We start from the raw sequence: 23,008 nt of genomic DNA on the forward strand, positions 1-23,008 counted from the left end.
CGAGAGACGAGCGTAGCGAGTCTCTCGGCGCCCCGAGCTGACGCCTTTTTTGGTCCAGATTTTTTGGAAGAGGGTTCCCGCAGGTCGCGCCCCGCGCGACCGAGGAAACCCCTCCTCGAAAAAAGGTGGGTTCTAGAACGTCTCGAGGTACTGCTCCTTCTCCCACTCCGAGACCTCGGCGATGTACTCGGAGTACTCCGCGGACTTTGCCTCGACGAACTTCTCGGCAACGTGTGGGCCGAGTGCGCTCTGGACGACCTCGTCGTCCTCGAGGGCGTCGATGGCTTGACCAAGATTCTCGGGCAGGGTCTCGATGCCGTACTCTTCGCGCTTGGCCTCGTCGAACTCGTAGATGTTCTCGCGAACGGGGTCGGGCGCGTCGAGGTCGCGCTTGATGCCGTCGAGACCGGCCTGGAGCATGACGGCCAGCGCGAGGTAGGGGTTACACGACGGGTCGGGCGAGCGCAGTTCGATGCGGCTTGCCGCCGGGACGCGCGCGGCGGGCTTGCGGACGAGCGCCGAGCGGTTCGTGTCGGACCAGGCGACGTAGATCGGCGCTTCGTAGCCGGGCACGAGACGCTTGTAGGAGTTCACGGTCGGGTTGCAGACTGCCGTGATCGCGGGGGCGTGCTCCAGGATACCCGCGAGGAAGCTGTAGGCGGTGTCGGAGAGGTTGAACTCGTCGTCGCCGTCGTGGAAGGCGTTCTCGCCGTCCTCGAACAGCGAGAGGTGCGTGTGCATGCCGGAGCCGTTGATGTGGGCGATGGGCTTTGGCATGAACGTCGCGTGGAGATCGCTCTGGGCCGCGGTCGCGCGGACGACGGCGCGGAACGTCGCGATGTTGTCGGCACAGGTGAGTCCGTCGGCGTACTTGAAGGAGATCTCGTGCTGGCCCTCCGCGACCTCGTGGTGACTCGACTCGACCTCGAAATCCATGGACTCGAGGTTGTAAATCATCTCCCGGCGGAGGTCACTCGCGAGGTCCTTGGGCGCGAGGTCGAAGTAGCCACCCGCGTCGTGGGTCTTCGTGGTCGCGCGGCCGTCCTCGTCCTCTTCGAAGACGAAGAACTCGGGCTCGGGGCCGGCGTTGAGCGAGTAGCCCATGTCCTTGGCCTCGGCGAGGACGCTCTTCAGCGCCGAGCGCGGGTCGCCGATGAACGGCTCGCCGCTGCTCGTATCGATGACGTCACAGATGAGACGGCCCGCAGCGCCGTCCTCCGTCTCCCTCCAGGGAAGCACGGCGAACGTCGAGGGGTCGGGATCGAGGCGCATGTCGGACTCCTGGATGCGAACGAACCCTTCGATGGAGGAGCCGTCGAAGTAGATGCCCTCCTCGAAGGCCTTCTCGGCCTGGCTGGCGGGAATTGAGACGTTCTTGACCGTACCGAGGATGTCGGTGAACTGGAGGCGGAGGAAGTCGATGCCCTCCTCTTCGATCTCGTCGAGAACTGCTTCTTCTTCCGGCGTGAGGTTTCCGGTTGTCATGGTGATCTACGAGTGATCAATAGAGTCAGGGTATTAAGCTACTGACTGAGTGTGCAATTCTTCCGAACGACGGGAGAACAGTGGACGAACGTAACGGTCGGCTGGCTCCTGCCCCTCGGTTCCTTGACGGCTCTCGAATCGGCGGCCATATCGCGGCCGTTCGTCCATTCGGGGGAGGCGAACGCTGGGCGACTGGCCGCCCGACGACGGGCTGAAATCGCTGTCGGTGCCGTAGAGTCGGGCAGCTCAGTGACGAGAAGCGTCCGCGAGCGCCGACGGCGCGAGCGGTTCCTGCAGCAAACCTCGCACCCGAGCCGAGCGGTGCGAGGCTCGGTATTTTTTTTGGTCCAGATTTTTTGGCGGCGGGTTCCCGTAGGTCGATCTTCGATCGACCGAGGAAACCCGCCGCGAAAAAAGGTGGGTTCTAGAACGTCTCGAGATACCGGTCGATCTCCCAGTCGGAGACTTCGGCGATGTACTCGCCGTACTCGGTGCGCTTGGCCTGGACGAACTTCTCGGCGACGTGGGGACCGAGCGCGTCGGAGATCACGTCGTCGGCCTCCAGTGCGTCGACGGCTGCGCCGAGGTTGGCGGGGAGCGTTTCGATGCCGTACTCCTCGCGCTTGGCCTCGTCGAACTCGTAGATGTTCTCTCGAACGGGATCGGGACAGTCGAGCTCTCGCTCGATGCCGTCGAGACCGGCCTGCAGCATGACGGCGAGGGCGAGGTAGGGGTTACACGACGGGTCGGGCGAGCGCAGCTCGATGCGGCTCGCCGCCGGCGTTCTGGCAGCGGGCTTCCGAATCAGCGCCGAGCGGTTGACGTCGGACCAGGCGACGTAGACCGGGGCCTCGTAGCCGGGCACCAGTCGCTTGTAGGAGTTCACGGTCGGGTTGCAGATCGCCGTGATCGCGGGAGCGTGCTCTAAGATGCCGGCGATGAACTGCTTGGCAGTCTCCGAGAGGTTGAACTCGTCGTCGCCGTCGTGGAAGGCGTTCTCGCCGTCCTCGAACAGGGAGAGGTGTGAGTGCATGCCGGAGCCGTTGATGTGGGCGATGGGCTTGGGCATGAACGTCGCGTGGAGATCGCTCTGGGCTGCGGTCGCACGAACGACCGCTCGGAAGGTTGCGATGTTGTCGGCGGTGCTCAGGCCGTCGTCGTAGGTGAACGCGATCTCGTGTTGCCCCTCGGCGACCTCGTGGTGGGAGGCCTCGACGTCGAAGTCCATCTCCTCCAGATTGTAGATCATCTCCCGGCGAAGGTCGCTGGCGAGGTCCTTGGGCGCGAGGTCGAAGTAACCACCTGCGTCGTGGGTGATCGTCGTCGCGCGGCCGTCCTCGTCCTCCTCGAAGACGAAGAACTCGGGCTCGGGACCCACGTTGAGCGAGTAGCCCATCTCGGCGGCGTCGTCGAGCGCGCTCTTGAGCACGGCACGGGGATCGCCCGCGAATGGCTCGCCCGTGGAGGTGTTGATGACGTCACAGATGAGACGGCCCGCAGCACCGTCCTCGTCTTCGCGCCAGGGAAGGATCGCGAACGTCGAGGGGTCCGGATCGAGGCGCATGTCGGATTCCTGGATGCGGACGAACCCTTCGATGGAGGAGCCGTCGAAGTAGATGCCCTCCTCGAAGGCCTTCTCGGCCTGGCTGGCGGGAATTGAGACGTTCTTGACCGTACCGAGGATGTCGGTGAACTGCAGACGGAGGAAGTCGATATCCTCCTCCTCGATCTCCTCCAGCACGGCCGTTTCGTCGTCGGTGAGTGTACCGGGTGTCATCGATAGATCGTCCGGATCGATGGACTACGCTACTAAAGTGCTGATGATCCGCTAAATTGTTCCTGTTGCCCACTAAACTGGATATTCGTAAAGCTATTGTAGGTAGCTTTCGTCGTTCTGGTTGATGACGTACGAAAATCTCGATGCCAAGTTGGTGAATGAACTCCTCGGGGACGGGCGTGCGAGTCTCCGCAGCCTGGCAGAGGAGCTGGACGTCTCGGTCACGACCGTCTCGAACCACCTCGGCGACCTCGAAGACGGCGGCGTCGTCCGTGGCTACACGCCGATCGTCGACTACTCGAAGATGGGGTTCGACGTCACGGCTATCCTCCAGCTCAAGGTCGAGGGCGACGCGCTCCCGGAAATCACGGACCGGCTCGACGGCGAGAAGCAGATGGTCTCGGTCTATGAAGTCACCGGGAACTACGACATCATCGCCGTCGGCAAGTTCAACGACACCGACGACATGAACGCCCAGATCAAGAAGCTGCTCACGGATCCCGACATCAAGGAGTCCAACACGTCGGTCGTGCTGAATGCGGCTTCCGAGAACGAGCAGTTCACGCTCGAGACGGAGTAGCCGCCCGGCAACACCCGTGGATCGGCTCTGACACATCGAGTGGCCGAGCTCCGCCGACTCGAACCGCGGCAGTAACGACTGCGCTATCTTCTCCGATTCGATCTTCGGCGTTCGGCCGAACGCGTACGCACCGGTCTGCCCGTCGCATCTCCACGAGCGTCGGATCGGGGCGTAATCGGCGGATCTCCGTCGAGCTGGTGCCCTTTCTCCTGAGCCCACAGCAGTGCGTGATCGTCGGGAGTCCTGGCGCAATCGCTACGGCGGAGACGGGACGAGAAGAAGGAAACGTTACTCCAGCAGCACTGCGTTGACCTGGCCGTCCTGGCCGGGTCGGGAGACGACGCGGGCCTGGCCGGCGTCGGTCTCGATGACGGCGCCCTTCGTGACGATGTTTCGGCGGACGTAGTTGGGGTTGGCGTCGTTCTCGACGACGTCCTCGATGTCGGCGGCGACGGTCTCCTCGCCGTCGGCGACGCTCGCGACGTCGGTGCTGAGCGCGCGAACCTTCTCGGAGTTCCCGCGGGCGTCGACGACCTTGAGCTTCTGCGTGCCGACCTCGGTCTCCGTCGGTTCCGTACCGATCTCGTGCTTTCGTCGCTTGCGCTTGGGCCGGCGGCGGCCACCGGTCCGGCTGCGGGCAGAGCGTCCGTGTTCGACCATACCGAGTGTCTGGGGTGAGCGCACACTTGAACCTCTCGAAAGGGCGACGTGACTGTGCGCGGGTCACTTCGACGCTCCTGGCGGTGTGGCCGATCACTCCAGCGTCGCAGTCGTGTCGACGCCGTAGACGGTCGCAGGGGTCTCGACGTGGGCCGTTCGAACCGCGTCGTCGTACCCCGATTCGAGCAGCCACTCGACGCGCCGCGGGACGGTCCGCGGGCCCATCACTGCGCCGGGTCGCTCGGGATCGTCGAGGAAATCCGTCTCCATCAGGAACGGCTCCCCGCCCGTTTCTGCACGCACCGCGGCACGCTCAAGCTCGTCCTTGTCACAGATCACGCTGGGGACCGGTCCCTCCAGCCGCCCGGAAGCGTAGTGTTTGACCACCTGCCCGCGCGGGAGGCCGGCGTCCTCTGCCCACTCCGCGACCTGGGTGAAGTCCTCGCCGGACTCGGCGTGGAGCTGGACGGCACAGCCCAGCTCCGCCGCGGTCTCGAACGTGTGGCGCATGACCGCGTTCGAGGCCTTCCAGACCGGATCGGGAACGTCGTAGTGTGGTCGACCGGACTTCAACGCTAGAGCGGGGCCCTCGGCGACGTACTCCGCCGCGACGCCGATGCCCGATTGCATGAGATCGCGGGCGTCGGCGGGGTCGAAATCCCGATCGTCGACGAGCCGGGACACGAGCCCCGGATGGACACCCAGCACGGGCCACGCGCGTCCGGGGAGAACCTCGCTGGCCTGCTCGACGACGTCGATCGTGGCCTCGAACCCCGCCCGGAAGTCCGCGGCCGTCTCGACCTCGACGTCGTAGTGCCAGGAGGGCAGATTGCAGACGAGCAGATGGGTGCCACCGGCGTCGGCGAACGTCTCGACGGCCTCGACGCCGCGGCCACGCTCGGCGTGGAGGTGCAGGTGGTCGTCGAGGATCGGGCCGTCGTACTCGGACATGGTGGAGCGTGGTCGGTGCGGGAGGAAAAACGCCGGGGTTCCTCACAGGACTCCGCCGCTGCTGGCGGTCTACCGCTCCTCCAGCACGACAGCCTCGTCCGCAGCGTTGGCGAGCGCGTCGGAGTTTCCGTACTCGCCCGGCGGGAGCGCGACCGTCCGAATTCCTGCCTTTCGCGCTCGCTCCAGAACGGGTTTGAAATCGGTGTCCCTGGAGGCGAGCGCGAGCACGTCGATCCCGCCAGTGTCGACGTCACTGTCACCGCCCACACCGCCGCCGATCGCTGCCGTGGCGTCGACGGCGAGCCGCACGTCGACGTCGCCGCTGGTCACGACGACTTCGAACCCACGCGCTTCCGCGGCCTGGATGAGACTCGCGGGCGCGTTTTCGTCGAGGTAACACCGCGAGATGGCGAGCGGGCCGTGGGCGGCCCCAGCCTCGCGGACGTCGTCCAGGTCGACGGAGAAGTCCTCTCGCAGGACGTTCGGACCGTCGACGAACAGGCCGACCCGCGGTTCGCGGTTCGGCGCGCTCGCGGCAGTGGATTCGGGGGCACCGCTGGCCTCGTCGTCGAATCCGAACAGGCCGCGGAGCCATCGCATGACCGCATCTGTGCGTGGGTAGTGAATAGTGGTGTCGATGCTCGGCCGATCGTCGGGACCGTCGCTGCCGTCGCCGGCGGAGTCGGGGACGCCGCACCCGACGCCATGCCAGGATTTCACACAGCCGATGAAAAGACATTACCCCACAGCGACGGACCGTTCAGTATGACCGAGCGGACGCCGCCGTTGCACGACGAGCACCGTGGTGCCGACGCCGAGTTCACCGATTTCGGCGGCTGGTCGATGCCCGTGGAGTTCGCGGGCATCCGCGCCGAACACGAGGCCGTCCGCGACGCCGTCGGACGCTTCGACGTCTCCCACATGAGCCAGCTCGTCGTCTCCGGGCCGGACGCCACCGAGCTGATGGACAGGCTGACGACGAACGACGTGGCGTCGCTCGAGGTCGGCGACGCGCAGTACGCCGCAATCACTGACGAGCGCGGCGTCATGCTCGACGACACCGTGGTCTACCGACTCCCCGACCGGCGGGCCCAGCCAACCTACCGCTTCGTCCCCAACGCGGGGCACGACGAGCAGATGGTCGAGCGCTGGCAACACCACCGCGACCAGTGGGGCCTCGCCGCTGAGGTCGACGATCGGACCGGCGAGGACGCGATGCTCGCGATCCAGGGGCCGGAGGCGCTCGATACGATGGCCGAGATCGGCGAGGACGTCTCCGACCTCGATCGTTTCGAGGCGCGGTGGGCCGACGTCGCCGGCGTCGAGTGCTGGGTCGCCCGCACCGGCTACACCGGCGAAGACGGCGTCGAACTGATCTGCCCGGCGGCGACCGTCTCGACGGTCTGGTCGGCGATGGACTGCCAGCGCTGCGGGCTCGGCGCGCGTGACACCCTCCGGCTCGAAGCCGGGTTGCTCCTCTCCGGCGAGGACTTCGACGCTGAAGACAACCCGCGGACGCCCTACGAGGCGGACCTCGACTTCATCGTCGATTTCGGCAGCGAGTTCGTCGGGCTCGACGCGCTCGCCGAACAGGCCGAGGAGGGCGTCGCCGAGCGGATCGTCGGGTTCCAGCTCGAGGAGCGCGGCGTCCCCCGCCACGGCTACACGATCGAGACGCCCGACGGCGAGGCGATCGGCGAGGTGACCAGCGGCACCATGAGCCCGACGCTGGACGAGGCGATCGGGCTCGGCTACGTTCCGGTCGACTACGTCGAGCCGGGCACGGAGCTCCGCGTCGTCGTTCGCGACGATCCCAAGGCAGCCACCGTTCGCGAACTGCCCTTCCTCGAGTGAGGGCCCGCCCGCGGACACACGGATTTACTATCCACCAGCAACGACACGCTACCATCCGACGATTCCAATCATGAGCTTCGACACTCCCGACGATCGACGGTATCTCGATTCGCACGAATGGGCAGCCGAGGACGGCGACGTCGTCCGTATCGGCATCAGCGACTTCGCACAGGACGAGCTCGGCGACGTGGTGTTCGTCGAGTTTCCCGACGTCGGCGACTCGATCTCCGCGGGCGAGTCCTTCGGCGTCGTCGAGTCGATCAAGGCCGTCTCGGACCTCTACGCGCCGATCTCCGGCGAGGTCGTCGAGGTCAACGAGGCGCTGCTTGACCGCCCGGAACTCGTCAACGACGACCCCTACGATGAGGGCTGGATGCTCGCCGTGGAACCGTCCGACGAGGGCGAGCTCGAGGAGCTGCTCGACGCCGACGCCTACCGCGAACAGGTCGAATAGCAGTTTTCGGAGCGGGACGGTGAGAGCGGGTTTTTCACACTAGCCGCACCCTCAGTCGGCGTCCGGGCCCGGCCCAGCGGCGTTGACGGCGCCGTCGAGTCGTACGATCGCCTCGCTCACGTCGCTCTCGGGATCGAACCGATAGCGCCGTGGCGACGTTCCCTCGACGGGTTCGAGCACGCCGAGGTCCAGCAACAGGTCCAGATGCCGATGCACCGACTGTCGACTGACCTCCGCGGCGTCGGCCAGCTCCGTCTGTGTGAACTGTGCGTGTGGTGGGTGGTCGAGGAGCGCGTCAACGATCGTCGCGACGCTCTCGTGCCTCGCGAGGACTAGCCAGCCGGTAGGCCCCCGGTCGTCGATGGTGCTTCGCTGTGTTCCCTGGCTCATGGCGTCGGCTATACCGATCCGTAGCACGCACTCAGTGTTAAACGTGTTGGGCATCGGTGTTACATTGATATTACACTGGGCTATGCGGTCGTGTGCCCCCGAGTTCTTGTACGAAGCCGCAGCGAACGCGTCCCATGCCTTCGGGTCGCGAGATCAGATGCCGTCTCCTCTGGACGCTCGCGCGACGGCACGGCTGGGGGTCGCCTGTCGATGCGGAGACGCTCCTCCGGTCTGCTCTGGCGTCGTCGGCGCAGGGACGTGGTCGCGAACTGATCGACGATCTCCGATACGAGCCCTATCTCGATCGCGGGCCGGACGGGTATTTTCTGTACAACGACCCCGATTCCCAGGCGCTCGCCGCGCTCCGCCTTCGGGACACCTGCGGGTACTCACAGCTTCAGGTCGAGGCAACGCTCTCCCGGTTCGAGCAGGCCGGTGGGTTCGACGCCTACGACGAGTCGGCTCTCGACCGAACGCTCTCGGAGTGGGCCTGACAGGTGACCTCTCCCCGGCCGCGTGTGACAAGACACATTGCCGAGGGCGCTGTCTGCTCTCGACATGACCAGTGCTGTACTCGTCGGACCAGACGCGGACGGACTCGGTGACGCACTCGAGGACGCTGGCGTCACGGTCACCCGCGTCGAGGACGTCGGAACCCGACCCGAGCTCGAAGAGGCCGGCATCGTCGATGCCGATCTGCTCGTCGTCACCGACGTCGAGGAGGCGACGACGATCCCCATCGCGACCGACCTGAATCCCGACGTTCGGGCCGTGGTGTACGACCGCGCCGCGCTGCCCGAGTTCGTGAGCGCACAGACCGATCTCGCTGTCGACCCCGAACTGCTCGGACCCGAGGACGTCGCCGACGCCCTCGCCGAGGAGTGACGGCCAGGTGATTCGGCGTTTGCGACCTGACTACTAGGGAAATCACGGAGGTGCGTGGGAATTGGCTGGTCCGCGACCGCCTACGGAAGCCCCGCCCTGGGAATGGTCCGAGGAGCGAAGCGTGGCGGGATCCCGAGCGCGCTCAGCACCCGGGGATCGCCCGAATGCGGTCGCTCCGCTGGGCGATCCACCAGACCGTAGCTCGTCTCGAAATCCTCCGGGCGGGACTGGAAGGGGCCGACTGCTCGCGTTCGCTCGGGAAGTAAGGACCGTAAGGAGCAACGCGACTGAGGACCGCAGCGAGCGAGCGGACGCGAGCGGGAGGGGGCTTCCAAGCTGTCTGTTGTCCAGCGCAATCCGCTGTCAGTGAACGATTTCCCTACCAGTCGCATCCGTCAGTCCCATCCGGGGGTCTCTGGGGCGCCGCGGTCCTCCTCGACCCGATCGCCGAGCGTGGGATCTGCCTCGCCACCGGCCAGCTCCTCCCACTCCTCGATCGCGTCGCTCACCCAGGACGACTGGTCGTCGAACGCCACACCTGCCCGCTCGCGCCAGCCCTCGCTCACGGCCAACGTCCCGGGTGCCGACGCTGCGGCAGTGGTGACGAACGACCGCCGGTCGTCTCTGGTCCCCTCCCCGTCCGCGATCCGCTCGATCGTTCCCGCGAGCGCCCCGGGATCCGGGTGTGCGAACAGTTTCGCACCCAGAGCCTGCGGGCCGAGCCCCACGCCGGGTGGATCGCTCGGTGGCTCGTCGTCGAGCAGCCGCTCGCCCCCGCCGGACGCTTCGACGCGCTCGCATTCGGTCTGCTGATCGAGGAGGAGATTGAATCCCGGATAGGCCGCGCAGGCGTTGGGATACAGTTCGGTGTCGTGGATCCGGCACTGGAGCGTGTCGGGATCGAGGAACGTGCAGGTCGGAAGCCACGCCGGGTCCTCGCGACCGGCCGGTGCGACGGGCTTGGGTGGTTTCCGGAGGCCGACGTAGAACACCGGCCGGCCGTTTACGCCAGCGAGCCGATAGCCGTCGATCTCGATCGGGGCGGTGGGTTCGTTCGTCGATTCGGCCGCGGCCGCGTCGGCCTCCTCCTCTTCCTCTGGCAGCGTCCAGAGCCGGGGCCTGAGCGCGTCGCCGTGGCCGGCGTCGAGCATCGCCCGGATCTCGTCACGTTCGAGGGGCACGAAGTTCGTCGCGTCGTCGAGTGGTTGCCGGTCGCCGGTCTGCTCGGCCTCCTCGACGTCGGGCGCGAGCGCGTGCCAGTCGATGCAGCAACCGGCACAGCCCTCGCAGTCCACGCGCATGGGGTAAGGTACGTGCTCGGTGGTCAAAAGGCTCGGCACGGTCGGCGGTCGCAAATCACGACGACTGCGTCGCAAACGAGGGGCAGGTACGTAGCAGGAAATAGTATCACTGTACGTCTATATAGTTCTCCAGATCGCTCGAATCTGGGGTATATGGGGATTGTGGGGGGCGTAGCGCCCTGGATAACTATTATAAACTGTCTTACTATTAACCGGGCTGTTCTCTGGTGATGGCACGCGAGTCAGCGTCCGAATCCGACCTCGTATCGCGACGAAAGATCCTTCTGGGCACCGGCGCTGCCGGCGCGGCGATGCTGGCTGGCTGTTCGAGCGGCGATGGCAATGGCGACGGTGACGGTAGCGGCGACGGCGGCGACGGTGACGGTGGACAGGGCCAGGGCAACACCGACGGGGGCTCCTCGGAGAGCATGGACACGAGCGTGCTGACCGCGGACGGCTCCTCGACGGTCTACCCCATCACGAACACCGGCGGCAGCTACTGGAACTCGAACCCCGAGGCGGGCGACGGGGACTACTGGCCCACCGAGTGGGCAGACGAGTACGGCACCGACATGCGGCTCGCGGACTACTTCGCACAGCTGTACGGCTACGAGCCGACTGGTGAGCGATCGAGCCCGCCGTTCCGCGCGTCCATAGCGCTCTCCCACTCCGGGACGGGCATCGAGGGCGTCATGGAGGAGCGCGTCGACATCGGCGACTCCTCGGCGTCCGCCGAGGCCGAACTCGCGGGCAGCGGCAACGAGGATCAGCTCGACAGCTTCGTCGACCACGTCGTCGGCGTCGACGGCCAGCCGATCGTCGTCTCCTCGGAGATCGCCGACGCAGGCCTCGAGTCGATCACGATCGAGGAGCTCCGAGGCATCTACCGCCAGGAGATCACCAACTGGAGCGAGGTCGGCGGCCCCGACCGAGACATTCTCGCGCTCGGCCGCGCCGATGGCTCCGGTACGGACACCGCGTTCCGCGCGAACGTCTACGGCGACCCCGAGGCCTCTATCAGCCCGGATCAGCGGTTCGGACAGAACCAGCAGCTCAAGCAGGCGGTCGGCCAGGCCGACAACGCGATCGCGTACATCGCGCTCGCGTTCGTCGACGCCGAGGGCGACACGCCCCCGATCGGGCTCGAGATCGACGGCACGATGTACGAGTACGGCAAGAACCTCGGCGCCCAGGAGTACCCCCTTTCGCGTGACCTCCACGCCTACACCTGGAAGGACACCTCCCGGAAGGAGGCCTGCTTCATCAACTTCCTGTTGAGTGACTTCGGCCAGGAGCGGTTCGTCGCCGGGAACAACTACTTCCAGCTTCCGGAGGACCGCCTCGAGGCCCAGCGCGAGAAGGTCGCCGCCTCGAACTACGAGTAAGCGACCGTCAGCGGACGCTGACCGCGAGGACGGCGATACCAGTCGAACCGACCGGGATCGCCCCGAACTCCCCACTTGAACTCTCACTGACGGTCCGGAACTGCTCCCAAGGCCGACACTGATCAACAGATCACCACCCGATGACCACAGATCCCGACCACCGTCGACGACAGTCGTTGAGCCATCCATGACCGACCTACAGTATCGTATTCGCGACTACCGCCAGCGCACGGCGCCCGGTGCGATCGCGATCCACGTGCTCGGCGCCGCGCTCTTCGTCGCGGCTGCCGGGCTGTTCTGGCGTGGCAGCGGGCTGTTCGGCGTTCCGCTGCTCGGCATGGTCGGACTCACGGCCGTCGGCTGGCGCACCCACCAGGGAGAGACAGCGAGGGGCCTGACGCTGCTGGCCGCGGCGTTGACCGTCTCGGTCATGCTCCTCATCGTTGGCTATCTACTCGTGCACGCTCGCGACGCCTTCGAGCACATGGGCGTCGAGCTGCTCTGGATGTTGGAGGGGCCCTTCTGGGAGCCGCCCAGCCCCGAGGGCAACTACTCGCTGACGCCGCTGCTCGTCGGGACGGCGCTGACGACCGTGATCGCGACGATGGTCGCGGCGCCGATCGGCATCGCCGGTGCGGTGTTCCTCAGCGAGATGGCCCCCGAACGGGTTCGCGTCGTGGTCAAGCCCGGCGTCGAACTGCTCGCCGGCATCCCCTCGATCACGTACGGGTTCGTCGGACTGGTGCTCGTCAACCAGTACTTCTACGCGCAGTTCCAGACGCCGACGATCGCCTCCTACTTCGCGGCCGGTCTGATGATCGGGCTGATGTCGCTGCCGACGGTCGTCAGCGTCGCGGAGGACGCGCTCTCGGCGGTACCCGAGTCGATGAAGAGCGGCTCGCTGGCGATGGGGTCGACGGAGTGGCAGACCACCAAGAGCGTCACCATCCCCGCGGCCTTCTCCGGCGTCTCGGCCGCCGTCATGCTCGGCGTCGGCCGGGCCATGGGCGAGACGATGGCGGCGACGGTGATGCTCTCCCACAGCAAAGGGATTCCCGTCCCGTTCTTCGACGTCTTCTCCCGCTACGGCGAGACGCTGACGACAGTGATCGCACAGGAGGCGCCCAACGCCACCGGGGGGATGCACGAGAGCGCCCTCTTCGCGGCGGGCGTCGTCCTGTTCGTCTCGGTGATGTCGTTGAGTATCGGTGCGCAGTACGTCGAGTGGCGGATGTACCGCAAGCTGGGTGGTGAATCGTGAGCACCATCGACGACACCGGCGTCGTCGCCGGCGTGGCGCGGCTCCGGAACGCGACGACGCTCCCGACGATGGCGCTGTCCCTGCTGACGGTGCTGATGGGCTGGCTGGTTCTCTTCCAGCAGGTCGGCGAGACCAACGAGTATCTCGGGCTGCCGATCGTCGAGCTGTTCGCAATCTCCGTGCTCGTCCAGGGCCTCGCGATCGGCGGGCTCGGCGTCGCGAGCTACGTCGGCGCGCTCCAGTCGACATCCGACCGCACCGCGGGCCTGTTCACCGGTGCATTCGTCGGGAGCCTCTGGGCCGTCGTCACGGCCGTGCTCGTCACGGTAGTTGCGGGGCTTCGTATGGTCTACTGGCCGGGGAGTTCCGTCTGGATCTTCTCCGGAATCCCGGTTCCCCTGGGCATCCTACTGTCCCTGCTCGGGGGCGTCGTCGGGTTCCTCGCGGTGGTGCTTCCCCGCGAGGATCTCGGCGCCACGCTCCCAGTGTCCGCCCTGCTCGTCCCGCTCGGCATGTTCGCGCTCGTCGGTCCGCTCACAGTGCCCTGGACCTATGAGCCCGGCTGGACGACCGTCGTCTTCCCGGGCAGCGAGGTGTTACCGTTCGCCTTCTTCGTCACCTCCCTGCTGGGCTGCTGGACGCTCGCCAAGATCAGCGAGGGGTTCGGCGCGACAGGCCGCCAGCGCGGCGCGTACTATCTCATCGGCGTGTCGGTCGCAGCGACGCTGGGCGTCCTCGGGATGCTCGTCTACTTCATCGTCGACAAAGGGTTCGCGACGCTCTCGACCGGCGCGTCGTTCGATGGGTGGGGCGGTCGACTCGTCCTCCCTGTCGTCGACTGGGCCGTTCCCTGGTTCGACGCCAACCTTCCGTTCGTCTTCAATCAGCCGGGCGGCCTGTTCGTCGACGTTCCCGGCGTCTGGCCCGCGATTCTCGGCACCATCTGGCTGGTGATCGGAGCACTGGTGGTCGCCGTCCCCCTCGGGATCGGCGCCGCGATCTTCCTGACGGAGTACGTCGAACGCGGTCGGATCACGCAGCTCGTCGAGGTCGTCACCAACGGGCTCTGGAGCACGCCGAGCATCGTCTTCGGTCTCTTCGGTATGGCGTTTCTCATGCCGCGACTCAGCAACGGAGGCCGATCGATGATCGTCGCACAGCTCGTTCTCGGGTTCATGTTGCTCCCGCTCGTGTTGATCACCAGTCGGGAGGCGATCATCTCCGTACCCGACGAGTACCGCGACGCCTCCGCAGCACTCGGCGTCTCCCGGTGGAAGACGGTTCGAAGCGTCGTGCTCCCGGCGGCGATGCCCGGCGTCATCACCGGCGTGATTCTCGGCGTCGGCCGGATCGCCGGTGAGACGGCACCGCTCCTGCTGGTCTTCGGCGGCCAGCCGTATCCGTCGACCAAGTCGCCGGTCAGCGGCGGCAAGGGGATTCTGGAATCGTTCTCCTTCAGCCTGCAGCCGCCGTTCATCACGAACTCGGCACTCACCGAGCGCGGAACGGCGCTCCCCTTCCAGCTCTACACCTCGATCACGGCGGGCAGCTCGCCCAAGCCAGAGGTGTTCTCTCTATCCGAGTTCGGCTGGGGGACGGCGCTGGTCCTCTTGCTGGTCGTGATGGGCTTTTTCGCCATCGGCGTCGCGAGCCGGCTCTACTTCCGGCGGAAACTGAACTACGAGTGATCGAATCCGAGGCTACCATCCATGAGTGAAGCAAACACGACGCAGACCGAGGACGCATCGCAGCGAACGACCGACGACGCTGGCGGCGCGATCGGCGGATCCGCCGGCCGAACGACGACCGGCGAGTCCGAGGAGCGCATCGAGGACCACTGGCGCAACTACGAGTTCGCCGGCGAGCCAAAACTCTCCGTCGAGGATCTCGACGTCTACTACGGCGAGGAGCAGGCGCTCCAGAGCGTCTCGATGGAGATCCCCGAGGAGAGCGTCACCGCGCTCATCGGCCCCTCCGGCTGTGGGAAATCGACGTATCTGCGGTGTCTCAACCGCATGAACGACCGGATCAAGAGCGCCCGCGTCGACGGCTCGGTCCAGCTGGAGGGCGAGGAGCTCTATCAGGACGGCGTCGACCTCGTCGAGCTGCGCCGGCGCATCGGGATGGTGTTTCAGTCGCCGAACCCGTTCCCGAAGTCGATCCGTGACAACGTCTCCTACGGCCCGCGCAAACACGGCGACATCTCGACGGGGCTGCTCCCGAAGCTGCTCGGCCGCGACGACACCGAGCAGCGCGAGGAGCTCGTCGAGCGCTGCCTGCGACAGGCCGCGCTCTGGGAGGAGGTTCAGGATCGCCTCGACGACAACGCGCTCGGCCTCTCCGGCGGGCAACAACAGCGCCTCTGCATCGCCCGCTGTCTGGCCGTCGATCCCGACGTCATCCTGATGGACGAGCCCGCGAGCGCACTCGACCCGATCGCGACCGCGAAAATCGAGGACCTCATCGAGGAGCTCGCAGAGGAGTACACGGTCGTCGTCGTGACGCACAACATGCAACAGGCCGCGCGCATCTCCGACCAGACCGCCGTCTTTCTCACCGGTGGCGAACTCGTCGAGTACGGCGAGACCGACCAGGTGTTCGAGGACCCGGAGAGCCAGCGCGTCGAGGACTACATCTCCGGCAAGTTCGGGTGATCTCGCGGTGCCCCGCGAGTCATTCCAGAATCAGCTGGACGACCTCCGTCAGGACGTCGTCGGGATGGGCGATCACGTACTGGCCCAGCTCGACGACGCGCTGACCGCGCTGGAGACAGCCGACGCCGACCTCGCGAGCGACGTCGTCGACGGCGACGCGGCGGTCAACGAACGATACCTCGATCTCGAAGCCCGCTGCGTGGATCTGTTCGCGCTCCAGCAGCCCGTCGCCAGCGATCTCCGGTTCGTCGCCGCCGCGTTCAAGATCTGCACCGATCTCGAGCGCGTCGGCGACCTCGCGACGAACCTCGGCCAGTACGCGCTGGCCGCCGGCGACGCCGACCGACCGCTGCTCGCCGCGACTGCGGCGGCGTCCGGCGACCTCGAAACGGCCAGTCTGGACGCGGCGCCGGCCAGCGTCATCGAGATCGGTCGGGACGCGCAGGCGATGCTCGGCGACGCGCTCCGCGCGTTCGAGACCGAGGACGCCGATGCCTGCCTCGAGATCGGCCAGCGCGACGACGAACTCGACGTGCTCTGTCAACACGCCGGCGAGGACGTCGTCCGGCAGCTGCTCGCGACTGGCTCCGATCTCGAGGGATCGGGCACCACCGACGACGCGGCGACGGAGTGGGACGTCGAACACGCGCTCGACGACGTCTCCCGGGTGCTGCTCACGATCCGCGATCTCGAACGCATCGGCGACCACGCCGTCAACGTCGCCGGGCGGACCTACTACGCGGCCGAACACGACCCGACGCTGATCGTCTGATGGCGCACCATCTCCACCGATGACCCTCCACCCACATCTCCCATGACTCGAGAAACGCGCAAGATCCAGAAGGTCGGCGGCTCGACGTTCAGCGTCTCGCTCCCGAAGTCCTGGGCGGAGTCTCAGGGACTCGCTGCGGGCTCCGCCGTCACCGTCGCTGCCCATCCAGACGACGTGCTCGTCGTCGAACCGGGCGATGACGACGCCGCTGCCGAGCGAACCGTTCGCGTCGATCACGAGGATCCAGCACGTCTCGAATCGGCGGTCCGTGCCGCCTACGCAGCCGGGCTCGACGCGCTCGAAATCGAGGCGGTGGACGCACTCACGCGGACCCAGCGCCGAGCCGTCGGCCAGGTCACCGACGAACTGCCCGGTAGCGCCGTCGTCGAGGAGCGCGAGGACCGGATGGTCGTCCGCGTCCTCCTCGACGGCGCGCAGGTCTCGATCGAGCAGTCCGTCCGCCAGCTCGCGTTCGTTACGATGGCGATGCACCGCGAGGCGATCGCACCGATCGCCGATCCGGCAGCGACCGGGGTGGCTCCTGACACGAACGACGCCGAAGACGCGTCGAGTGGAACGCCCGAGCCGGCGGATCGACACGCCGAGGCCGATCGCCTGTTCGCGCTGGTCGAACGACAGTTCCAGCGCGGACTCTCCATGCTCGCGACGCCGGAGGGAGTCGATGCCACTCGCCAGGAGCTGGCCGACTGTCGCGCGATCGCCAGAGAGCTCCAGCGGATCGCAGCCGACGCCCGTCGGATCGGCGACCTCGCCGCGAGCGCGACGTCGCCGGCCCACGGCTCCGAGGAGCCCTCCACGCTGTCCTGGCTGGAGGGTCGCCCGGCGTTCGCCGACTGCACTGAACTCGCCGATCTCGGCGAGCGCGCCTGCGACGTCGTCGAGACTGCGACCGCGGCGGTCGCGGGCGACGCCGATCCGGCAGCGGCGCCCGCGGCGATCGAACGCGGCGTCGAACTCCGCGAGGCCCTCGGCGACGCCGACCTGGATCGCCTCACCACCGAGTGGCCGATCTCCCGTGTCCAGGCGCTCGAACACTGCCGACGGACCGCCGATCACGGCGTCGCGATCGCACGGATCGGTCTCCGGGGATCGATCCGCCGCGACGAACGCTCCGCGTCGCCAGCGAACGCGGCGACATCTATGGATCGCTCCCAGGACCTCCTCGACGCGACGACGCCCGCCGGGCATCCGGAAACGGACGAGTCGGCCGCCTCCGATCCCTGCGAGGCGATCGATGCGGTCGACGGCGAGCACGCAGAGGGATCGGTCGAGACGGTCCCACCAGAAACGGCCCCCGACGGAGACAGCTGATCGGCGCGATCCTCCAGGTCGGTCGTCACCATCGGTCCGATCCGCCCGTTTTGGCCCGACCAGTCCGCTTCGGCCCGCCAGTTCACCGCCGCTCCATTTCGCCCCGACCGTTCCGGTTCGGTCCGCCACTTCTTCGAGCGCTTCTACTGGCGCCGATTCCGCGTCTCGACCAGCTCCCCGAACGCTTCTGCCGACCGCTCGGCCTGTGTCGCTGGATCCGCGTCGTCGCGAAGCCGCCGCTTCACGGTCCGGAGCGCCGAGGAATCGACGCTCGCCAGCTCGACCGCGACGTCGAGGAGTGCGTCTCGCTGGTCGGAATCGCCAGCGTCCTCGACGATCCGCGAAACGAGGCCGATTCGGCGGGCCGCCGCGGCGTCGATTACTCTGCCGGAGCACGCGAGGTCCATCGCGTCGCCGAGCCCGCAGATCTCCCGGAGACGGACGGTCCCGCCCCAGGCGCCGAACAGGCCGAGATCGACGCCCGGCTCTGCCATCGTGGCCGCCGGCGTGGCGACCCGGAGATCGCAGGCGAGCGCGAGTTCGAGCCCGCCGCCGCGGGCGGCGCCGTCGATTCCGGCCACGACGACCGGGTCGGCAGTCTCGATCGTCCGCGCGACCCGTTGGCCGTGTCGGGCGAAGGCCTCGGCAGCGTCCCGATCCTGGAGCCCCTCGACCACGTCGAGATCGGCGCCGGCACAGAACGCGTCGCCGGCGCCGCGCAGCAGTATGACTGGTTCGGTGGCGTCAGCGATCGCATCCGCAAGCTGGTCGAGCCCGTCGGGCGTGAGGGCGTTCCGTCGCTCCGGCCGGTCGAACGTGACGGTGCGGATGGTGGCGCCGGCGTCGGTAGTTCGCGTTTCCGTTCGGATCATGGGGTCACTCGCGTCGGTGCCGGCTTGGGTGTTGTCCTGGGCGGGGTCCGTTCGGAATCCTACCTCGACTCGGCCTGGCTCAGCCCGATCTGCCTCGGTCAGAATCCTCCCGAAGCGCTCTGATCGCCCGGCGCGTGTCGTGAGTCTTTACGGTCGGCCACCCAAACGGGCATACGAAATGGTCGTGGAGGTAGAGCGCGTCGTGACGGTCGATGCACCCATCGAGGCGGCGTGGGAGGTCCTCGCTGATCCGGCACGTCGCGCTCGGGCGATCAGCGTGGTCGACTCCTACCGGGTGGAGGGCCAGGAGTACGTCTGGCAGGTCGAGCTACCGATCCCGCTGATCCGTCGGACGATCTCGGTCCGGACCCGCGACGAGGAGCGCGACCCGCCGGCGTTCGTCCGGTTTGCGGGCGACTCGAAGGCCTTCACGGTGGAGGGCGAACACGAACTGACGGCGCTCGAGGACGGAACGCGGGTCCGCTCGCGGTTCGCCGTGGACGGCAAGCTCCCGGGCGTCGAGCGGTACTTCGAGCGAAATATCGACGCGGAGCTGTCGAAGCTCCTCGCGTCGATCGACGCAGAGACTGCCTGAGGCGGCTCTCCCGGACGGTTCTGCGCTCTCCTTCGTCGGGACCCCCTGATTTAGGGCGCTGGGCGTTCTGCCCCCGCGCATGTCCGACGACACAGTTACAGAGGATCCAGCCACGCCACCGGCGGTCGGCGAACTCACGCCGCCGGATCGCACGCTGATGGGCCCGGGCCCGAGCGACGTGCACCCCCGCGTGCTGCGGGCGATGAGCACGCCGCTCGTCGGCCACCTCGACCCCTCCTTCGTCGAGATCATGGACGAGGTGCAGGAGCTCCTCCGGTACACCTTCCGCACCGACAACGAGTGGACGTTCCCGGTTTCCGGCACCGGATCGGCGGCGATGGAGGCCGCGATCGGCAACGTGGTCGAGCCCGGCGACACGATGCTCGTCCCGACGAACGGCTACTTCGGCGGCCGGATGGCCTCGATGGTGGCCCGCGCCGGCGGCGACGTCGTCGAGGTCGACGCGCCGTGGGGCGAGCCACTCGATCCCGCGGACGTCGAGGACGCGCTCGCAACCCACGACCCCGACGTCTTCGGGTTCGTCCACGCCGAGACCTCGACGGGCGCCAGGCAGACTGCCGTGCCCGAACTCACCGCTGCCGCGCACGACCACGACGCGCTCGTCGTCGCCGACACCGTCACGTCGATCGGCGGCGTCGAACTCCGCGTCGACGAGTGGGGGATCGACGTGGCCTACGCCGGTCCCCAGAAGTGTCTCTCCTGTCCGCCCGGCGCCAGCCCGCTCACGCTCAACGACCGCGCGATGGCGAAGGTCCGCGACCGCGACGAGCCTGCCCGATCGTGGTATCTCGACCTCTCCCTGCTCGACGATTACTGGGGCGAGGAACGCGCCTATCACCACACCGCGCCGATCACGAACGTCTACGCGCTCCGGGAGGCCCTGCGGCTCGTCGCCGAGGAGGGAATCGAGGCGCGCTGGGCGCGCCACCGCGAGATGGCCGGCGCGCTCAAGGCGGGCATGGAGGCGATGGGGCTGGGCCTCAACCCGGCCGACGAGTACTGGCTGCCCAGCCTCAACGCGGTCCGCGTTCCCGACGGCGTCGACGACTGCCAGGTCATCGAGACGCTCCTCGAACGATACGACCTCGAAATCGCCAGCGGGCTGGGTGATCTGGAGGGCGACATCTTCCGCATCGGCTGCATGGGCTACTCCGCCCGTCCGAAGAACGTCGCTTACGTCGTCGACGCCCTCGGCCAGACGCTGGCGGAGATGGGCGCAGACGTCGACGCCGACGCGGGCCGCGCTGCCACGCTCGACGCGCTCTGAACCCCGTTGGCACCTGGATTCTCCACGCCTTCGCACGACTGCCGCAACCGCCGCCGAACGCGACCTTTCACACTCCACAGGGTTCCCTGCCATTCGACAAAATCCACCGGGTGGGACTGAGCAGGATCCTCGATCCTGCGAAGGTCGGAAGAGCTTGCTCTTCCGAGACTGGAGGGGGCTTCCAAACGGTTGCCTGCGGAAGCGTCTCCACATCGCCGTGCTCCACCCGCTCCCTGAGGCGTTTCCAAAGGTCTTTGCCCGCAGTCCCCCAAGGCCACGGCCATGGAGGAGGCCCCGCGCGTCCGCGAGGCGCTTCGGGAGTCGCTACGCTCGATCGATCCGGATCCGTTCCGGGCACGTCTCGAGCGGACGCTGGAGGGGCGACCGCTCACGCCGGGCGTACTCACGGTCCGGACCGCCCGGGCCATCGACGGTGCGGTGTCCGTCGAGGCTGCCGCCGAGCGCGCCGCCGGGGTCCAACTCACCTACGAGGGGCTTCGGCTCACGCGACGGCTGGTCGAGACCGAGCCCTGGCCGCCTGCGGGGGAGGGCGATCCAGACGTGGACGTGGTCGCCGCGGAGGTACTCGTCGCGAAGGGGCTCAATCAGCTCGCACACACGGGCGTCCGCGGGCGCGTCGTCGAGATCATTCGGCGGTTCGGTCGCACGCACTCCCGCGACGCCGACGAATCGCGGAGCACCGATGCGGGCGAACCGTCCCTCGAAGCGGATTTCGTCGTGCTAGCGATCGCGGCTGGCGCGGATCTCGCCGTTCAGACGGTGCCGCCGGGGCTGCTCGAGTACGCGCGAGAACTGGCCGTCGACATCGACGCCGATCCGCTCCCTGACGACGATCGGATCGCGGACGTCGACGGGAACGTCGAGCGGATCGTTGCCACCGCAGAGCCGGGAGCGGAGGACCGCTCGCGCCCCTCGACGATGGATCCCTGAGCAGGAGCGGTCCGCACAGGCTCCCACAAAGTCGTTGTAGTTCGTTTTCTCACGATTTCGTTCGGGTCGCTACTTCTTTTGCCGTTCCGTAGCCGTCCCCATCCGGTACGAACGGCAACTTCGCCTACTCAGCGGTTTCAGTCCCAGAGCGTCGGTCAGATTTTTGCGTCCAGAGTGCGATGTGGTAGCCATGGGCATCATAGCACGCGCATCGTACGTCGTCCGCTCGAAGGTCAACGCGACGATCGGCCGCGTCGAGGATCCCGCGGAGACGCTCGATTACTCCTACGAGCAGCTCCGGGACGAGCTCCAGGACGTGAAGCGGGGCATCGCGGACCTGACGACCCAGACCAAGCGCCTCGAACGCCAACGCCGCCGGCTCGAGGAGACCGTCGAGAAACACGACCAGCAGGCTCGTCGCGCCGTCGAGCAGGATCGCGACGACCTCGCACGCCGGGCGTTAGAGAAGAAGCGGACGAAGACCTCTCAGATCGAGGCGCTCGAGGAACGAATCGCGGACCTCGAGTCGACCCAGGACGACCTCGTCGAGACGAAGGAGCGACTACAGGAGCGCGTCGAACAGTTCCGCACCCGCAAGGAGACGCTGAAGGCCCGTCACGAAGCCGCCGAGGCCAGCACCCGCGTCTCGGAGGCGGTCACCGGCGCCGGCGACGAGCTCACGGACGTCACCCGCGCGATCGAGCGCGCCGAGGACCGCACCGAGGAGCTGGAGGCCCGGTCGGCCGCGCTCGACGAGCTGGAAGCGGAGGGCGTTCTCGAGAATCAGCTCACGGCGCAGAGCCCGCTCGAACGGGAGCTTTCGGCGATGAGTGAGGACGGCGAGATCGACGAGGAACTCGTCGAGATCAAGGCCGGCGTCGACGGGACGCCCGCACTCGATGGAGCGACGGCCACGAATGGCAAGTCGGCCGATCGCGACGTTGGCAGCGACGCGTAGCTGTCTCTCTTTGTCCGTTTTTTCTCCCCTTTCTCTCCACCTTCTCTCCCCTTTCTCCCGCGACGCCCGGGGCTATCGCGTTCGCTAACCGAGGTGGTCACTCAGATCGTCCGTCCCGTCCCGCGAGAAGTGGTTAGGGCGTCGGCGTCGCGACCGTATCCGACCAGATCCAGGCGTGCTCGTTGACCGGATCGGAAATCACGCCGATGCTGGACTCTCCGACGTCGTACTCGTCGTACTCTTCTCTGATCTCTCCCGGTGCGTGCTCGCGCTCGGTCGACCCGGTCACACCCGATCACCAGGGCTGTGTTGCTCGCCGTCGACGGTCACGACGCCGTCGCTCCCCACCTCGACGGCGTGGCCCTCGTACTCGAAGACGATCTCGAGCGTGGCGTCGGACTCGAGGAGGCGGTCCAGGGCGTCGGTGTCGACCGTCTCGTAGAGCGGATTCATGGCCGTCGGGTCGTCGCCGATGGCGTTCGCGATCGCCGTTACGATGGTGAGGCTTGGCGGTTCTTGCGAGCTAACGGGAACGGCAGTCTGGGCGCCGTCGGCCGGGCTTGCTTGCAGTTCGAGGTCGTCGTTTGGTGCGATCCCCATGCA

At 67.2% G+C, this 23,008-nt stretch carries 25 protein-coding genes; 15 read left to right on the forward strand and 10 right to left on the reverse strand.

The annotated features are described in order from the left end of the window. Positions 1 to 132: 132 nt before the first annotated feature. Positions 133 to 1,485, reverse strand: a complete 1,353-nt coding sequence (gene glnA / locus MXF70_RS05770) for a type I glutamate--ammonia ligase (protein WP_248518051.1) — start codon at positions 1,483 to 1,485, stop codon at positions 133 to 135. Between the two features lie 424 nt (positions 1,486 to 1,909). Then, positions 1,910 to 3,262 (reverse strand): type I glutamate--ammonia ligase, encoded by a 1,353-nt coding sequence (gene glnA, locus MXF70_RS05775; RefSeq protein ID WP_248518052.1) that lies wholly within the window; start codon positions 3,260 to 3,262, stop codon positions 1,910 to 1,912. A gap of 124 nt (positions 3,263 to 3,386) precedes the next feature. Here glnA (MXF70_RS05775) and lrp point away from each other — a divergent pair, with 124 nt between their 5' ends. Then, complete coding sequence (gene lrp / locus MXF70_RS05780; RefSeq protein ID WP_248518053.1) at positions 3,387 to 3,842, forward strand: HTH-type transcriptional regulator Lrp; 456 nt, start codon at positions 3,387 to 3,389, stop codon at positions 3,840 to 3,842. A gap of 288 nt (positions 3,843 to 4,130) precedes the next feature. Here lrp and MXF70_RS05785 read toward each other — a convergent pair whose 3' ends face one another. From MXF70_RS05785 to MXF70_RS05795, 3 genes are all read right to left on the reverse strand, one after another. Continuing rightward, the gene (locus MXF70_RS05785; protein WP_248518054.1) at positions 4,131 to 4,502 is read right to left on the reverse strand and encodes a 30S ribosomal protein S8e; all 372 of its coding nucleotides are present in this window, start codon (positions 4,500 to 4,502) and stop codon (positions 4,131 to 4,133) included. Between the two features lie 93 nt (positions 4,503 to 4,595). Beyond that, positions 4,596 to 5,453, reverse strand: a complete 858-nt coding sequence (locus MXF70_RS05790; RefSeq protein ID WP_248518055.1) for a TatD family hydrolase — start codon at positions 5,451 to 5,453, stop codon at positions 4,596 to 4,598. Positions 5,454 to 5,522: 69 nt separating this feature from the next. Beyond that, positions 5,523 to 6,053, reverse strand: a complete 531-nt coding sequence (locus MXF70_RS05795) for an NYN domain-containing protein (RefSeq protein ID WP_248518364.1) — start codon at positions 6,051 to 6,053, stop codon at positions 5,523 to 5,525. Between the two features lie 165 nt (positions 6,054 to 6,218). On the opposite strand from MXF70_RS05795, the gene gcvT reads away from it, so the two are divergent. Both gcvT and gcvH read left to right on the forward strand, forming a co-directional pair. Beyond that, positions 6,219 to 7,307, forward strand: coding sequence for a glycine cleavage system aminomethyltransferase GcvT (gcvT, locus tag MXF70_RS05800; protein WP_248518056.1), 1,089 nt, complete (start codon positions 6,219 to 6,221; stop codon positions 7,305 to 7,307). 70 nt (positions 7,308 to 7,377) lie between these two features. Then, positions 7,378 to 7,761, forward strand: coding sequence for a glycine cleavage system protein GcvH (gcvH, locus tag MXF70_RS05805; RefSeq protein WP_248518057.1), 384 nt, complete (start codon positions 7,378 to 7,380; stop codon positions 7,759 to 7,761). A gap of 51 nt (positions 7,762 to 7,812) precedes the next feature. On the opposite strand, the gene MXF70_RS05810 is transcribed toward gcvH, so the two are convergent. Next, the gene (locus MXF70_RS05810; protein ID WP_248518058.1) at positions 7,813 to 8,151 is read right to left on the reverse strand and encodes a MarR family transcriptional regulator; all 339 of its coding nucleotides are present in this window, start codon (positions 8,149 to 8,151) and stop codon (positions 7,813 to 7,815) included. A gap of 134 nt (positions 8,152 to 8,285) precedes the next feature. On the opposite strand from MXF70_RS05810, the gene MXF70_RS05815 reads away from it, so the two are divergent. Then, positions 8,286 to 8,645, forward strand: coding sequence for a hypothetical protein (locus MXF70_RS05815; RefSeq protein WP_248518059.1), 360 nt, complete (start codon positions 8,286 to 8,288; stop codon positions 8,643 to 8,645). Between the two features lie 64 nt (positions 8,646 to 8,709). Next, a complete protein-coding gene (locus tag MXF70_RS05820; RefSeq protein WP_248518060.1) occupies positions 8,710 to 9,036 on the forward strand; it encodes a DUF7126 family protein in 327 nt (108 codons plus the stop codon). Between the two features lie 395 nt (positions 9,037 to 9,431). On the opposite strand, the gene MXF70_RS05825 is transcribed toward MXF70_RS05820, so the two are convergent. After that, positions 9,432 to 10,337 carry a YkgJ family cysteine cluster protein gene (locus tag MXF70_RS05825; RefSeq protein ID WP_248518061.1) on the reverse strand — a complete coding sequence of 302 codons (906 nt, stop codon included), beginning with the start codon at positions 10,335 to 10,337 and terminating at the stop codon, positions 9,432 to 9,434. A gap of 230 nt (positions 10,338 to 10,567) precedes the next feature. On the opposite strand from MXF70_RS05825, the gene MXF70_RS05830 reads away from it, so the two are divergent. The 6 genes from MXF70_RS05830 (at position 10,568) to MXF70_RS05855 (ending at position 17,741) form a co-directional block, all read left to right on the forward strand. Next, positions 10,568 to 11,722, forward strand: coding sequence for a PstS family phosphate ABC transporter substrate-binding protein (locus MXF70_RS05830; protein ID WP_248518062.1), 1,155 nt, complete (start codon positions 10,568 to 10,570; stop codon positions 11,720 to 11,722). Positions 11,723 to 11,909: 187 nt separating this feature from the next. Continuing rightward, the gene (gene pstC / locus MXF70_RS05835) at positions 11,910 to 12,983 is read left to right on the forward strand and encodes a phosphate ABC transporter permease subunit PstC (RefSeq protein ID WP_248518063.1); all 1,074 of its coding nucleotides are present in this window, start codon (positions 11,910 to 11,912) and stop codon (positions 12,981 to 12,983) included. After that, positions 12,980 to 14,671: a phosphate ABC transporter permease PstA gene (pstA, locus tag MXF70_RS05840; protein ID WP_248518064.1), complete on the forward strand. Its 1,692-nt coding sequence runs from the start codon at positions 12,980 to 12,982 to the stop codon at positions 14,669 to 14,671. Before pstC ends, pstA begins: the two co-directional genes overlap by 4 nt. A 21-nt stretch (positions 14,672 to 14,692) precedes the next feature. Further along, positions 14,693 to 15,637 carry a phosphate ABC transporter ATP-binding protein PstB gene (pstB, locus tag MXF70_RS05845; RefSeq protein WP_259370404.1) on the forward strand — a complete coding sequence of 315 codons (945 nt, stop codon included), beginning with the start codon at positions 14,693 to 14,695 and terminating at the stop codon, positions 15,635 to 15,637. 7 nt (positions 15,638 to 15,644) lie between these two features. Continuing rightward, positions 15,645 to 16,409, forward strand: a complete 765-nt coding sequence (gene phoU / locus MXF70_RS05850) for a phosphate signaling complex protein PhoU (RefSeq protein WP_248518065.1) — start codon at positions 15,645 to 15,647, stop codon at positions 16,407 to 16,409. A 42-nt stretch (positions 16,410 to 16,451) separates the two neighbouring features. Then, on the forward strand, positions 16,452 to 17,741 hold the full coding sequence (locus MXF70_RS05855) for an AbrB/MazE/SpoVT family DNA-binding domain-containing protein (protein ID WP_248518066.1): 1,290 nt from the start codon (positions 16,452 to 16,454) through the stop codon (positions 17,739 to 17,741). 143 nt (positions 17,742 to 17,884) lie between these two features. Here the strand turns inward: MXF70_RS05855 and MXF70_RS05860 are convergent, their stop codons facing one another. Beyond that, a complete protein-coding gene (locus tag MXF70_RS05860) occupies positions 17,885 to 18,613 on the reverse strand; it encodes an enoyl-CoA hydratase/isomerase family protein (protein ID WP_259370405.1) in 729 nt (242 codons plus the stop codon). A 178-nt stretch (positions 18,614 to 18,791) separates the two neighbouring features. Here MXF70_RS05860 and MXF70_RS05865 point away from each other — a divergent pair, with 178 nt between their 5' ends. The 4 genes from MXF70_RS05865 to MXF70_RS05880 all read left to right on the forward strand — a co-directional run bounded on the left by MXF70_RS05865 (position 18,792) and on the right by MXF70_RS05880 (position 22,405). Continuing rightward, positions 18,792 to 19,208 carry an SRPBCC family protein gene (locus MXF70_RS05865; RefSeq protein ID WP_248518067.1) on the forward strand — a complete coding sequence of 139 codons (417 nt, stop codon included), beginning with the start codon at positions 18,792 to 18,794 and terminating at the stop codon, positions 19,206 to 19,208. A 79-nt stretch (positions 19,209 to 19,287) separates the two neighbouring features. After that, on the forward strand, positions 19,288 to 20,496 hold the full coding sequence (locus MXF70_RS05870; protein ID WP_248518068.1) for a pyridoxal-phosphate-dependent aminotransferase family protein: 1,209 nt from the start codon (positions 19,288 to 19,290) through the stop codon (positions 20,494 to 20,496). A 282-nt stretch (positions 20,497 to 20,778) separates the two neighbouring features. Continuing rightward, positions 20,779 to 21,447: a DUF7114 family protein gene (locus tag MXF70_RS05875; RefSeq protein WP_248518069.1), complete on the forward strand. Its 669-nt coding sequence runs from the start codon at positions 20,779 to 20,781 to the stop codon at positions 21,445 to 21,447. Positions 21,448 to 21,637: 190 nt separating this feature from the next. Next, positions 21,638 to 22,405: a PspA/IM30 family protein gene (locus MXF70_RS05880; RefSeq protein ID WP_248518070.1), complete on the forward strand. Its 768-nt coding sequence runs from the start codon at positions 21,638 to 21,640 to the stop codon at positions 22,403 to 22,405. Positions 22,406 to 22,538: 133 nt separating this feature from the next. Here MXF70_RS05880 and MXF70_RS05885 read toward each other — a convergent pair whose 3' ends face one another. Continuing rightward, entirely contained in the window at positions 22,539 to 22,694 is a 156-nt protein-coding gene (locus tag MXF70_RS05885) for a hypothetical protein (protein ID WP_248518071.1), read from the reverse strand. Next, complete coding sequence (locus MXF70_RS05890) at positions 22,691 to 23,005, reverse strand: HalOD1 output domain-containing protein (RefSeq protein ID WP_248518072.1); 315 nt, start codon at positions 23,003 to 23,005, stop codon at positions 22,691 to 22,693. The genes MXF70_RS05885 and MXF70_RS05890 overlap by 4 nt, the downstream gene beginning before the upstream one ends. Positions 23,006 to 23,008 lie beyond the last annotated feature (3 nt).

The sequence above is a fragment of the Salinarchaeum laminariae genome, assembly GCF_023204835.1.
GTDB lineage: Archaea > Halobacteriota > Halobacteria > Halobacteriales > Salinarchaeaceae > Salinarchaeum > Salinarchaeum laminariae.